Origin of the sequence: Methylopila henanensis, assembly GCF_042681025.1 — a bacterium.
Taxonomy (GTDB): domain Bacteria; phylum Pseudomonadota; class Alphaproteobacteria; order Rhizobiales; family Methylopilaceae; genus Methylopila; species Methylopila henanensis.
The window spans coordinates 286,394-298,897 of sequence record NZ_JBHUER010000003.1 but is presented as its reverse complement, the minus strand read 5'-3'; the positions used below and the strand labels follow the sequence as shown (position 1 = coordinate 298,897).

Sequence of the window (12,504 nt, the reverse complement as noted above, 5' to 3'; positions counted from 1 at the left end):
GCACGAATGAGGTCGCAGGTTCGAAGCCTGCCAGGTCCGCAAGATCGGACCTGTAGCTCAGCCGGAAGAGCACATTCCCTTGTCCTGCCGCCCCTCGTCGTCACGACCCTCGAACTGACGCGGCGAATGCCTGCGGGACTACATGGGTAGAGCGCCCGCCGGAAGCGGCGGGAGGTCGGCGGTTCAAGCCCGCCCCGGCGTCAGCCGAGTAGCTCAGCAAACGTCTCGCGAACACTTGTCGCCTCGGCCGACGGACTGAACTGAACGCCCAAGCCAAGACGCGTGAGGAGACGCGCCATGATCACCGGAAAGACGCTCATCGACTGGGGCTTTGCGCCCGGTTCCTGGTTCTCGGAAGGCATCGCGGCCGCGCAGGCGGCGGCCGATCGCGGCGAGGACCCGCGCGCGGCCGCTGCTGCGCTTGCGCCGGAGCTGCGCCCGCAGCGCGCGATGAGCGCGCCCGGCACCGTGCCGTATCACCTCAACATCCGGGCTGAGAACGACGGCGACGCCGAGAACATCGCGAACGTCCAGGCTCATATGGATGAGCTGATGCGCGTGCCGACGATCCGCGCCGGCGCCGTGATGCCGGACGCCTGCCCAGCCGGACGCGCGCCGGGCACGATCCCGGTGGGCGGAGTGATCGCGACTGAGAACGCCATCCATCCGGGTTTTCATTCGGCTGACATCTGCTGCTCGATGGCGCTGACCTCGTTCGGCGACGTCGATCCGACCAGCATCATCGACGCCGGAATGGCCTGGTCGCATTTCGGCGGCGGCGGACGGCCGCGTGGCGCGCAGATCCGCCCGCCGGCCGAGATCCTTCAGGCGATGGACGCGAACCCCTTCCTGAAGACGCTGACTTCGGCGGCGATCGAGCATTTCGCGACGCAGGGCGACGGCAACCACTTCTTCTATGTGGGCCGCCGCGCCTCGACCGGCGACGTGACGCTCGTGACCCATCACGGCTCCCGCAAACCCGGCGCGCTGCTCTACAAGGCCGGCATGGCGCTCGCCGAGGAGACCCGGCGCGCGGTCTCGCGAGAGACACCGTCTCACAACGCCTGGATCGAGGCGGACACGGCGGAGGGCGAGGCCTATTGGGAGGCGCTGCAGATCATCCGGCTGTGGACCAAGGCGAACCACTACGCGATCCACGATCTCGTGGCCGAGGCGCTCGGGCTCGAACCCGTCGACCGGTTCTGGAACGAGCACAACTTCGTCTTCCGGAAGACCGACGGCCTGTTCTACCACGCCAAGGGCGCGACCCCGGCCTATGACGGTTTCTCCGCCGACGACACGGGGCTCACGCTCGTGCCGCTCAACATGGGCGAGCCGATCCTGATCACCCGCGGCAAGGACGCGCCGAACGGGCTCGGCTTCTCGCCGCATGGCGCGGGACGCAACTTCAGCCGCTCGGCCTTTCTGCGCGCCCAGACCGAGACGCCGGAGGAGCAGCTCGCCGCGGTGCGCAAGCGCATCGACGCGCGGTTCTTCAGCGGCGTGCCGGACGCATCCGAGCTTCCGGCTGCCTACAAGAACGCCGACACGGTGCGCTCTCAGCTCGCCGAGTTCGGGCTCTGCGAGGTGGTGGACACGGTGGAGCCGGTCGGCTGCATCATGGCCGGCGACTGGCAGGTCAACGCGCCGTGGCGGAAGAAGAAGGCCGCCAAGGCCGCGAGGGACAGCCAGGCGGACTCGATCGGCTGATCGATATCCCGGGCGCCCCATCGGGACGTCCGGGGTCTCTCAGTAAACAGCTGAATGTCCGCAATGCGGCGAGTCGCCAGCGACAGCTTCTGGCGCGTCCCGAACGGTTACGGGTGTACGATTGCCTTCGAGGGGCCGCCTCTAGGAGGAGGCTATGCGCCAGCCCGACTTGTTCCGCTTACCTCAGAAGCCATGGAACGCCGGTCGGCTCATCGGTCCGAAAGCGCCGTTGAAGCCGAAGCATATCTGGGCGATCCGGTCGCCTTGGGTGAAGCCTTTCTCGAAAAGCTGTTCCTGGATCCGGTTCGCTCCCTAGGAAGGCGACAACTCTTCACCGGCTGCGCGGCGATAAGTCTGGCTTGGGCGCGCCGAAAAGCGCGAGCTGGGGAGGCCCCTGCGTACTGGGTCCGGCTCGCCGCTCTCGCCCACGCGGGCGTCCTGACGGACGCGCGGATCGAGGCGAAGGATCCGGAAGCGTTCGCTCAGTGGGCGATCGAGAATTTCGGCGTCGAGCAGCTCTGGGCGACATCGATGGAACGTCAGGAAGCGCCCAGATGGTCTCCCGAACTTCTGTCTGAAGTCTACCTCCGTGCGGACCTCAATGCGCAAGCGATGCTCGCGATACAGAATATGCCGTTCGGCGGACAGGTGGCCTCATGGTCCAAGATCGTAGAGGGCGAAGCGATGTCGGACCTCGCAAGCCGTCCGTTGGGCCTTCTCATCTATCCAGGTCCGTTGGACGACTTCGGCCCCCCGCCGAACGACGTTGAGCTCGCCGAATGGGAAACCCCTCCGGGGGGCGCAACGACGCTTCTCGGATTGCTCGACGCGCTGCCGTTCTGCGCCAAGATCGGCCAACCGAGCGCCGCGACCGTTGATCGGTTGATCGGCATTCTCACCGCCGAACGCGACTTCGTGTCGGACGATATAGACCGCTATCTGACGGCGCTGAACGCCGTCGCCGACATGAGCGCCGCGGGACGCTCAGTTCGCCTCAGCGACGCGGTGCTCGACCGCTGCACGACCCTGCTTCGTCAGCAAGATGCGCAAGAGCGAATTCCATACCTGCTCAGCATCGCCGTCACCGCCTGCGCGGCGTGCGAAGACCGCAAAGCGTACCGGGATCGCTTCGGCGCGTTTTTCACGAGCACGGCCTTTCGCCTAGGCGACGAGACCGCCCTAAGCACGCTCCGCCAGATCATCGACCATATGCTTGTTGCGGAACGCCGGATGGCGCCCGAGCTAGGACGCGCCCGATTGATCGCCGACTACAAGCTGAGGCGCGCGCCCTGAACGCTGTTCTTCCGCGACGACTCCTCGATGGCGCCGTCCGCGCTCGCCATCATGGCGCGGTGCTTCGCGTCCACGATACCATGAGCCATGAACGGCAAATCAGATCTTTCCGACGTCGAAGCAAGCGCGCTCGATCAAATACCAGATCATCATCGCCAAGCTGCCGCTCGCCCGCGACGTCGAGGACTTCGCCTTCGACGACACGCCGATCAACGAGACCCTGATCCGCGACCTCGCCGGAGGCGAGTTCCTGGCCCATCAGCGCAACGTCGTGCTGGTCGGCGGCACCGGAACCGGCAAGACCCACCTCGCCATCGCGATCGTCCGGGCCTGCATCCGCGACGGCGCGCGCGGCCGGTTCTTCAACGTGGTCGACCTCGTCAACAAGCTCGAGGCGGAAGGCCGTTCAGGACGCCAGGGCCGCATGGCCGACTACCTCGGCCGCCTCGACTTCGTGGTCCTCGACGAGCTCGGCTACCTGCCGTTCGCGCAGTCCGGCGGCCAGCTCTTGTTCCATCTGATCAGCCGCCTCTACGAGCAGACCTCGATCATCGTCACCACCAACCTCGCCTTCGGCGAATGGCCAAGCGTGTTCGGCGACGCAAAGATGACCACCGCGCTGCTCGACCGGCTCACCCACCACTGCGACGTCGTCGAGACCGGCAACGAGAGCTGGCGCTTCAAGAACCGCGCCTGAGCGCCGCCCGAGGCCGCGCCCTCTGGACGTCGATCCCGCCGGCGCTGCGCAACCCCGACCAGCTCCGCGCCGGCGGGATCGACACCGCTCACCCAGCTTCAGGGGGTCGACATTGGACGCCGATAAGGGGTCAAAGTTCAGCGCCGATTGACAGCCAGTCGCTCGAACATCGACCTCAGGCAGGCCTTTGCTAGCTTCCGCGACATCGTTTGCGCCCTTGTTCGCCACGACGACACCAACGCTGTGGTCGCGAAGGAAGTGAAGTCTTTCTGAGGACAGCGCGCCAAGGCGACAGAATGCGAAGGCTAGACAGCAATAGCCGACTTTGACCCAAGCCGGTCGACAGCGAGCCAAGGCCCGCCCCCGGTGCGTCCCCGAATGGCTGCGGGTGTATGATTCCGTCGAGGGGCCGCCTCTAGGAGGAGGCAATGCGCCGATCGCGACCGGCGTGTTCCGCGCACGCGTTACGGTCACGCTCGACTTTAGGGTCGAAACAGGTGTCAACGCTGACGCGGATTTGAGCGCAGCGGCCTGGAAACGGGCAAGCCACGGGTTTTACCGGGAACAACCTCGGGGAAGGCCACCTTCAACACGTTGGCACGAAATCTGCTTTTCAAAATGGGAAGTATACTTCCTATTTTTGAAGGAATGGCATGGCCTCCGCCAATCGGCTCTCGAAAGATTACGACGTCATCGTCTGCGGCGGCGGCTCGGCGGGATGCGTCGTGGCGAGCCGGCTCGCGGCTGACCCGGACCTCGAAGTTCTGCTGATCGAAGCGGGGGGCATGGACGACGCCCCCGAGGTCCGCGATCCCACGATCTGGATGCGCAACATCGGCTCCGAGCGCGACTGGGGCTTCGCGTCGGAGCCGTGTCCGGGCCTCAACGGGCGGCGCGCGCCGCTCCCGATGGGCCGCGTGCTCGGCGGCGGATCGAGCGTCAACGGGCTCGTCTGGGCGCGGGGGCACAAGAGCGACTTCGACCTTTGGGAGGCCGAGACCGGCGATCCGGGCTGGGGGTACGAGGCCGCGGTCGATCTCTACAGGCGGATCGAGGATTGGGACGGGCCGGCTTCCCCGCTGCGCGGCGTCGGCGGGCCGATGTCCATCACCCTTCCGAAGGACCCCATCCCCGTGGTGCATGGCCTGCTGGCCGACGCTTGCGAGCTAGGCGTCCCCGCAGTCGCTGACCACAACGCCGAGGCGATGGCGGGCGACGGCTGCTGCGCGATCGCGAACGTCAACGTCGATCGGGACGGCCAGCGGGTCTCCACCGCGACAGCCTACCTCCGCCCGAAGATCGGGCAGCCGAACCTGACAGTGGTGACCCACGCTCTGACCCGGCGCGTCGTGATCGAGAACGGCCGTGCGGTCGCCGTCGAGTTCGAACATGACGGCGAGATCCGTCTTGCTCGCGCGCGCCACGAGATCGTGCTCTCCCTTGGCGCGATCAACACGCCGAAGACCCTGATGCTGTCGGGGATCGGGGACGCCGCGGCGCTCCGGCGCCTTGGACTGCCGGTCGTCCAGCATCTGCCGGGCGTCGGCCAGAACTTTCAGGACCACATTCTCGTCGCCGGCTGCGTGTTCGAGTATCGCGAGCCGTCGGCGCCGCGGAACAACTCCGCCGAGTTCACGATCTTCTGCAAATCCGAGGCGTCGCTGACCAGGCCGGACCTCCAGCCGATCCTTGAGGAATGCGCGTTCGGCTCTGAAGTCACGCGGCCGGCCTATGACCTGCCGGTCGATCCGTCCGCCTGCTTCACCTTGGCGCCGGGCCTGATCCGGCCGAAGAGCCGCGGCCACGTCGCGCTGACCGGCGCTCGGCCCGAAGACCCGGTGAAGGTGCACGCGAACTTCCTCAGCGAGGAGGCGGACGTCCGCGCCCTGCTCCGCTGCGTCGAGATCTGCCGCGAGATCGGTCACTCGGACGCGCTGAGGCCATTCGTGAAGCGCGAGCTGATGCCAGGACCGCTTTCGGCGCGGGAGATGCTGACCTTCCTGCGGAACGCCGCCGGGACCTATTTCCACCAGACCTGTACGGCGAAGATGGGCCGCGACCCGATGTCGGTCGTCGACGGCTCGCTCAAGGTCTACGGCGTGGACGGGCTGCGGGTGGCCGACGGTTCGATCATGCCGGAGGTGGCGGGTGGCAACACGATGGCCCCTTGCGTCCTCATCGGCGAGCGCGCGGCGGATCTCATCGCCCGCGCCCTCGCGACCAAGACTGACCTCCCATCAAGAACTGACCTGGCGTCACGGCAACTCGACGGAGCCGCAGCATGAATCCCGCCTCCTACGACGAGGTCGACGGCGTTCGCACCTACAAGCTGTTCATCGGCGGCGAATGGGTCGCGTCGTCGCGCAACATCGTGGCCGACAGCTTCAATCCCGCGGACGGGGCGCTCTTCGCGCGGACGCAGCAGGCCGGCCGCGACGAGGTCGTCGGCGCGATCGACGCCGCCCACAAGGCGTTTGAAGCCTGGGGCGCTTCGCTCGCGAGCGAACGCGAGAAAATCCTGCTCAAGACCGCGGAGGTGATCGAGCGGCGCACGCCCGAAATCCGCGACATGCTGATCGACGAGTGCGGCTCGGTCTTCAACAAGGCGCTGTGGGAGATCTCCTACGTCACCGATTGCCTCGTGAGCGCGGCGGGCGACGTGCGGCACGTCATGGGCGAGACCATGCCGGTGACCCAGCCCGGCCAGATCTCGATGTCCGTGCGCCGGCCGCTCGGCGTCGTGGCCGGGATCGCGCCGTTCAACTCGCCCTTCCTGCTGTCGATGAAGAAGATCGCTTTCGCGCTCGCGGCCGGGAACACCTTCGTGCTGAAGCCGTCGGAGGAGACGCCGATCTCAGGCGCGCTGATCGCCGACATCTTCGACGAGGCCGGGCTTCCCGCCGGCGTGCTGAACGTCGTTCCGGGCGTGCCGGCCGAAGTCGGCGAGCTCATCATGGCCGACCCTCGCGTGAAGCTTGTCACCTTCACGGGCTCGACCCGGACGGGACGCAAGCTGGCGGTCGAGGCGGCGAAGCACCTCAAGAAGTTCACGCTCGAGATGGGCGGCAAGAGTCCCCTGATCGTGCTCAAGGACGCCGACCTCGACTATGCGGTCGATGCGGCCGCCTTCGGCGTGTTCCTGCATCAGGGCCAGGTCTGCATGGCGAACTCGAAGATCATGGTCGAGGCGCCGATCTTCGAGGTCTTCAAGGAGCGCTTCGTCGCCAAGGCCAAGACCGTCCCGGTCGGCCATCCGCGCGAGACGACCAGCGTGATCGGACCGCTGATCCGCGACGGCCAGGTCAGCTTCATCGACGGCCAGCTGGAGGACGCCAGGGCCAAGGGCGCCAAGGTCGAGACCGGCGGCGGCCACGAGGGCCGCTACTTCGAGCCGACGGTCCTGAGCGGCGTCACGCCCGAGATGCGCATCTACCACGAGGAGAGCTTCGGCCCCGTCGTGTCGCTGATCCGCGTCGAGGACTCGGAAGAGGCGCTCAGGATCGCGAACGACACCGAATACGGCCTCTCCGCCGCGGTCATCACGAACGACCTGCAGAAGGCCATGGATCTGTCGATGCGGCTCGAATCCGGAATGGTGCACGTCAACGACTGCACCATCACGGACGAGCCGCACGTGCCGTTCGGCGGCGTGAAGAACAGCGGCTTCGGGCGGGAGGGCGGTCGCTCCTCCTGGGAGGAGTTGACGGAGCAGAAGTGGATCACAATCCAGCTCGGCAAGCGGGAGTTTCCCTTCTGACAGGGGAGACGACCGACTAGCGGGGGCATTGCGGCGCAAGCCGCGCGTCAACGGCGGGGAAGACGAAGATGGCCAAGACAGAACTGAGACTGGACGAACACGCGATCGAGCCGATCCCGGAGGCTGACCGGGATTCGACCGGTCCTCAGCAGATGTGGATCTGGGCGGGGGCCAACATCGCGCCCATCAACTGGGCGCTCGGGGCGCTCGGCATCATCCTGAAGCTCGGGATATGGGACACGATCGCCGTGATCGTGCTCGGCAACCTCGTGGGCTGCACGCTGTTCGCCTCCTTCACCGTCATGGGGCACAAAACCGGCGTGAACCAGATGGTGCTGAGCCGCGCGCCCTTCGGCAGGCGCGGGGCCTACCTTCCCGCCGCGCTCGTCTTCCTGATGACGCTCGGCTGGATTGGGGTGAACACCTACTTCCCGGTCAAGATCTCGATGGGGATCCTGGGCCAGTTCGGCGTGCCGGACACCGCGACGCCGAACCTCATCGTCATCACGATCATCATGGCGCTGCAGGTCGGGATCGGGACCTACGGTTTCTATGCCATCCGCACCTTCGAGAAATACACCGTGCCCGCGACGGTCGCGATCATGGTCCTGATCAGCGTGGCCGCGTGGTCGCAGCCGGGCGTGGTGAACTGGAACCTCGTCAGCCCGCTGGCCCCGGGCGAGCGCCTCGCCATGATCACGCTGCTGACCGCCGCGATCGGTGTCGGCTGGGGCATTTCGTGGGTCACCTGGGCGTCCGACTATTCTCGCTTCGTGCCGAGCAGCCAGTCCTCGAAGTCCGTGTTCTGGTACAGCTTCTTCGGCATGTATGTGCCGGTCGTCTGGCTCGGGATCCTCGGCGCGACGATCGCCAGCGTCTCCAACACCGCCGACCCCGCCAAGATGGTGAGCGCGGTGTTCGGCGGCCCGATGGCGGTGCTGGTGCTGGCGCTCGTCCTGCATGGACCGATCGCGACCAACATCCTCAACGTCTACTCCGCGACGCTCGCGCTTCTCAGCATGGGCATCCGCGTGCCGCGCATGGCGCTCGCGCTGTTCGTCGGCGCGGCCGGCTATCTGGTGACGTTCTACTTCGTGTTCGCGCCGGATTTCGCCCAGGCGTTCGACCACTGGATGATCGGTCTGATCATGTGGCTCAGCCCCTTCGCGGGCGTCGCGCTCGCGGATTTCTATGTGAAGCGCAAGGGACGGATCGATGTGCCGGAGCTCTACAAGTCTCCGGACACAAGCGCCTATGGCGACGTCAACTGGGCGGGGATCATCGCCTTCTTCGTCGGCCTGTTCGCGGGCTGGCTGTTCCAGAACGGGCTGCTCCCGGTCTTCCAGGGTCCGATCGCGAAGAACCTGCTCGGGGGGGCCGACCTTAGCTGGCTGGTGGGCACGCTGGTCGCGGGCGGGGTCTATCTCGCGCTCAGCCGGAAGCCGGCTGCGGCCGTCGCGGCCGTGCCGGGAGAGTGACGGCCGGCGTGTCGCCGATCGCCTGATCGACCTGAACGGCGGGGACTGGCGCGTCGTCGGCGCCCGCCGCAGTCTCTCGTAACCCAAGGCCCGGCCGCGCCGTCGCGGCCGGACGTCTTTTTTAGTCTGGACGCCCCCATGCATCACGATCTCCTCGTCCGCAACGCGACGCTTCCGGACGGCCGGACCGGGCTCGACATCGCGGTCAGCGGCGGCCGGATCGTTGCGATCGAGCGCGGCGTCGGCGGAGAGGCGTCGAGGGTGATCGACGCGGCCGGCCAGCTCGTCTCCGCGCCCTTCGTCGACGCGCACTTCCACATGGACGCGACGCTCTCGCTCGGCCTGCCGCGCCTCAACCAGTCCGGCACGCTGCTTGAAGGCATCGCCCTCTGGTCCGAGCTCAAGCCGCATCTGACTGCGGAGGCCGTGATCGAGCGCGCGCTGCGTTATTGCGACCTTGCGGTCTCGCAGGGCCTGCTCGCGATCCGCTCGCATGTCGACATCTGCGACGACCGGCTGCTCGCTGTCGACGCCCTGCTCGAGGTCAAGCGCCTCGTCTCGCCCTACCTCGACCTCCAGCTCGTGGCTTTCCCGCAGGACGGCTACTTCCGGTCGCCCAACGCGGCTAAAAATCTCGAGCGAGCGCTCGATATGGGCGTCGAGGTCGTGGGCGGCATCCCGCATTTCGAGCGCTCGATGCCGGACGGCGCGGCTTCCGTGCGGGCGCTCTGCGAGATCGCCGCGCAGCGCGGCCTACGCGTCGACATGCATTGCGACGAGACCGACGATCCGCTGTCGCGCCACGTCGAGACGCTCGCCTGCGAGACGATCCGTCTCGGTCTGCAGGGCCGGGTGGTCGGCTCGCACCTGACCTCCATGCACTCGATGGACAACTACTACGTCTCGAAGCTCATTCCGCTGATCGCGGAAGCGGGAATGGGCGTCATCGCCAACCCTCTGATCAACATCGTCCTGCAGGGCCGGCACGACAGCTATCCCAAGCGCCGCGGCATGACGCGCCTGCCGGAGCTCGCCGCAGCCGGCGTCCCCTGCGCCTACGGCCATGACTGCGTGATGGACCCGTGGTACGCGCTCGGAAGCGCCGACATGCTGGACGTCGCCCACATGGCGATCCACGTCGGCCAGATGACGAGCCGCGCCGCGATGCGCTCGGCCTTTGACGCGATCACCACAGTTCCCGCGGCGCTATTGGGGCTCGAAGGCTACGGGCTCGAGGTCGGCGCCAACGCCGATTTCGTCGTGCTGCAGGCGCGCGACCCGATCGAGGCCATCCGTCTCAAGGCGGCCCGGCTGTTCGTGGTGCGCCGGGGACGGGTGATCTCCGAGACGCCGCGCCGGATGGCGAGCATCGACCTGCCGGGCCGTTCCGGCCCGGTGGATCCGGCCGGCTATGCGCCGGCCATCGCCGGCCCCTGAACGCTCTCGGACGACTTCTGCTTCTGGATGGCTTGTCGATGTCTGCTTTTGGCGGATTGTGTTGAAAAATTCGGTCCGAGCGGATCTTGAGCCTAAACGCGCTGACCTGAGACTCTTTGCTCGTGGGCCGCGCCTCGCTCGACCGGGCCGGCGTGGACTTCACCCAATTTCAGAGCGCCGACGCGATCGTCAGCCTGATCGATGGCAGCTCGCGGCGACCGTCGGCGAAGCGCTGGGATACGCGGCCTGCTTCGTCGCGGCCGGCTGTTCGGGCTTGCGGCCTTGGCGTAATGCCCCCTTCTCTCGAGCGACGCGCGGGGTGTCGCCGAGCGGTGGCAGCTGAGCGCGCGCACCTTCGCGATCGAGTTTTTCGACGACGCGCGGACGCGGCCGAGCCGCAACCAAAAACGCCTTCCACGTTGATGCACCGTAACGACGCGCCGCGCATATATCGCGCGCCGGACGACGCGAAGATCAAAAAAGTCTCTCGCAGAGAGTCCTCGGCGCTCGCCGCCATTCGTCAAAGCCACGAGCCGAAGTGTCGTCGCATCAGGGGAGCGACGGCGGCAGGCGTCGGGAATCTTGGGGGCGATGGTGAGTTCACGTTCGAAGTACGGAGTTTCGGGCAGGATCGGCTACGGCGCCGCCATGCTCGCGGGGGCGTTGATCGCGATTCAAGGCGCGTCGGGCGCATCCGCCCAGACCGCTACCGAAAGCGGCGCGACGCATGCGGCCGCAATTCCTGCCGGACCACTCTCCTCGGCGCTCCACGCCTTCGCGACGCAGACCGGCCTGCAGGTCCTCGCCGACGCGGACGTCACGGCGGGCAAGCGCTCCCGGGGCGCGCGCGCCGGCCTCGCCCCCGCAGAGGCTCTGGCCTCGCTGCTCGAAGGGACCGGCGTCGCCGGGCGGATCGTCAGCGGATCGCAGGTCGAGCTTCGCGCCGAACCGCCCGCGACGGTCCAACTCGTGACCGGGCAGATCGATGACGGCGCGATCGCGCTTGAGCCGATCACCGTCTACGGGGAGAAGGCGGCCCGCGACTCCTCCCGCACCTACACGAGCGTCGGCGTGGTGACCGCGGAAGACCTGCAGAACTCGAGCGCCCGCGACACGGCCCAGGCCTACAATCGACTCGCGAACGTGCGCTCCTTTCCCTCGGGCGAAGGGAATTCGAGCATCGTGATCCGCGGCCTGAACGCCGAAGGCGTGACGGCGCCGGGCCGCTCCGCCCCGGTCGTCTCCGTCCTGATCGACGGCGCGCCGCAGAACATCGAAGCCATCCGCCGCGGCAGCCGCGGCCTATGGGACGTCGAGCAGATCGAGGTCCTGCGCGGCCCCCAGTCGACGCTGCAGGGCCGCAACTCGCTCGGCGGCAGCGTCGCGATCAAGACGAAGGATCCGACCTTCGAGCCGGAGGTCGTCATCGACGGCTCGCTCGGAACCGAGGATTCGAAGTCCGCCGCCTTCGCGGTGTTCGGCCCGCTGGTCAAGGATCAGGTCGCGATGCGCATCGCGGGCCAGATCGCGCGCGAGGACAAGGACATTAGGTTCGTGGCCCCGAGCCTGGACAAAGAGCGTCGGGACGAGTTCGAGCAGATCCGCGCCAAGCTGCTGCTGACGCCCGACGCGCTGCCGGGCTTTTCCGCCCTGCTCAGCGTCAGCCGCACCCATGACAAGCCGGGCTGGAACTTCGTGACCGGACCCGATTTCTTCGACCGCCGCTTCGACCCGGAGGACAGCTTCGGGGCCGAGTTCCGCGACACCAAGGTCAACCGCTACGGCGCGGAACTGGCCTACGAGTTCGCGCCGGGATGGAAGCTGACCTCGCTCACCACCTTCTCGGAGTCCGACCTCGATATCGACACGCCCGCCGGGGCGTCGTTCCAGCGCGACGAAACCCGCAAAGGCAAGGATTTCTCGCAGGACGTGCGGCTGAACTTCGACCCCGAGGGCTCCAGGCTGTCGGGCGTCGTGGGCTTCTTCGTTGGCCGTTACACCAGTGACGCGGCAGGCGTCGCCACGACCACCGCGCTCGCGCCTTACGGCGTTCCAATCGCGTTGGTGCAGGACCTGAAGGCCGAGTTCAGGACGACGTCGATCGCCGCCTATACGGACCTGCGGTACAAGCT

7 protein-coding genes, 1 tRNA gene and 1 pseudogene are annotated in these 12,504 nt (G+C 67.1%); all 9 read left to right on the top strand.

What is annotated here, in order from left to right:
- Positions 1–47 precede the first annotated feature (47 nt).
- Positions 48–203 (top strand) — tRNA-Ser (locus ACFSCV_RS06040).
- A gap of 94 nt (positions 204–297) precedes the next feature.
- A complete protein-coding gene (locus ACFSCV_RS06035; RefSeq protein ID WP_378797972.1) occupies positions 298–1,710 on the top strand; it encodes an RtcB family protein in 1,413 nt (470 codons plus the stop codon).
- A 192-nt stretch (positions 1,711–1,902) separates the two neighbouring features.
- A complete protein-coding gene (locus ACFSCV_RS06030; protein ID WP_378797970.1) occupies positions 1,903–3,003 on the top strand; it encodes a hypothetical protein in 1,101 nt (366 codons plus the stop codon).
- Between the two features lie 112 nt (positions 3,004–3,115).
- Positions 3,116–3,700, top strand: a pseudogene (gene istB / locus ACFSCV_RS06025) (IS21-like element helper ATPase IstB); the annotation flags it as partial.
- Positions 3,701–4,353: 653 nt separating this feature from the next.
- Complete coding sequence (locus ACFSCV_RS06020; RefSeq protein ID WP_378797968.1) at positions 4,354–5,985, top strand: GMC family oxidoreductase; 1,632 nt, start codon at positions 4,354–4,356, stop codon at positions 5,983–5,985.
- Positions 5,982–7,457: an aldehyde dehydrogenase family protein gene (locus ACFSCV_RS06015; RefSeq protein ID WP_378797966.1), complete on the top strand. Its 1,476-nt coding sequence runs from the start codon at positions 5,982–5,984 to the stop codon at positions 7,455–7,457. The genes ACFSCV_RS06020 and ACFSCV_RS06015 overlap by 4 nt, the downstream gene beginning before the upstream one ends.
- 68 nt (positions 7,458–7,525) lie before the next feature.
- Positions 7,526–8,935 (top strand): purine-cytosine permease family protein, encoded by a 1,410-nt coding sequence (locus tag ACFSCV_RS06010; protein WP_378797964.1) that lies wholly within the window; start codon positions 7,526–7,528, stop codon positions 8,933–8,935.
- Positions 8,936–9,073: 138 nt separating this feature from the next.
- Positions 9,074–10,372: an amidohydrolase family protein gene (locus ACFSCV_RS06005; protein ID WP_378797962.1), complete on the top strand. Its 1,299-nt coding sequence runs from the start codon at positions 9,074–9,076 to the stop codon at positions 10,370–10,372.
- 591 nt (positions 10,373–10,963) lie between these two features.
- A partial coding sequence (locus ACFSCV_RS06000; protein WP_378797960.1) for a TonB-dependent receptor occupies positions 10,964–12,504 on the top strand: 1,541 nt, incomplete at its 3' end.